This window comes from Inquilinus limosus MP06 (genome assembly GCF_000767795.1).
In the GTDB taxonomy this organism is placed as follows: Bacteria; Pseudomonadota; Alphaproteobacteria; order DSM-16000; family Inquilinaceae; genus Inquilinus; species Inquilinus limosus_E.
In genome coordinates this window covers 1-1322 of sequence record NZ_JANX01000975.1, presented here as the reverse complement: position 1 = coordinate 1322, position 1322 = coordinate 1, and the positions used below count along the sequence as shown (strand labels likewise).

Annotated in this window: 2 protein-coding genes; both read right to left on the bottom strand. The window is 73.4% G+C overall.

The window, feature by feature from the left end; translation table 11 throughout:
* Positions 1-40: 40 nt before the first annotated feature.
* On the bottom strand, positions 41-916 hold the full coding sequence (locus P409_RS34540) for an SMP-30/gluconolactonase/LRE family protein (protein ID WP_052121719.1): 876 nt from the start codon (positions 914-916) through the stop codon (positions 41-43).
* Between the two features lie 98 nt (positions 917-1014).
* Positions 1015-1322, bottom strand: a 308-nt coding sequence (locus tag P409_RS34535) for a peptidoglycan-binding domain-containing protein (protein WP_238578848.1), incomplete at its 5' end; no start/stop codon positions are given.

Here is a 1322-nt window from a genome sequence, read left to right as displayed (position 1 = left end):
CCGCCGCCAGGCCCCTGAACACGATCGGCCGGGCTTGCCGCTATCCTGCGAAGTGGCTGCCGGGCAGGCCGCGGCCGGCGTCCTTGACCGCGAACAGGCCGCCGGCCAGCGGGTGCTGCTGCAGCGCCCCCTCCGACATGCCGCTGCGCGCGGTGGTGACATAGAGCGTGGTCAGGCCGGGGCCGCCGAAGGCGCAGCTGGTGACATGCGGGGCCGGGATGGCGATCGCGCGGTCCAGCGTGCCGTCGGGGCGGAAGCGGCTGACCCGCGACCCGCCCCAATGCGCCACCCACAGATGGCCGTCGCGGTCGACCGTCATGCCGTCCGGCACGCCGTCATCCTCGGCGAAGATCACGAAGGCGCGGCGGTTGGAGATCGCACCGCCGGCCAGGTCGAGGTCGTAGGCGTAGACCACCCGCCGCTCCGAATCCGCCTCGTACAGGATGCGGCCGTCAGGCGAGAAGGCGGGGCCGTTGGTGACGATGTAGCCGTCATCGACGCGGTGCCAGCGATGGTCGGGGTCGAGACGGTAGAAGGCGCCGGTCGGCTCGGCGCAGCCGAACTCCACCGTGCCGGCCCACAGCCGGCCCATCGGGTCGACCTTGCCGTCGTTGAAGCGGTTGCCCGGCCGGTCCGGCTCCGGGTTGCCGATCGGCGTGACCCGGCCCTCCGGCAGGTCGATCAGGTGGAAGCCGCTGCGCAGCCCGGCCACCAGCCCGCCGCGCCGGCGCGGCGCGATGAAGCCGATCGGCTCCGGCATCGGCCATTCCGCCTGCGCCCCGGTCGCGGGGTCGTAGCGCAGGATGCGCGGCCGCAGGATGTCGACCCAGTAGAGCGCCTGCTCCTCGGCCAGCCACAGCGCCCCTTCGCCCAGCGTCGTCCCGGCCGCCCAGATGCAGACCGCGTCCTGACCCATCGCCATCCCTTCCCCGCGTTGCGCGGCGGGCCGGATCGCCCGGCCGCCCTCATGAAAAGACCCGGGGCGCACGGTCGCGCCCCCGGCCGCGATTGTGGTCAGAAATGCCCCGGGGTCCAGTCCGGCGTGTCGGCCCCGGCCGCCTTGCGCAGCGCGTCCAGCAGCGCCGGCGAGGGCCGGCTGGTGACCCGCAGCTTCTGCTGCCGCTGGAACGAGGCGATGGCGTTGCGGGTCTGTCGGCTCAGCTTGCCGTCCGCCGGGCCGGCGTTGAAATTCATCATCGTCAGCAGCTCCGGCTCGAGCGCGGCCAGCGCCGGCTCCTCCGTCAGGAGCTCGGCAGACGGGATCATCGCGCGGCCCGCAGGGCTGGCGCGGTCGCAGCCAGTTGCCGGTAGACCGAGAGATA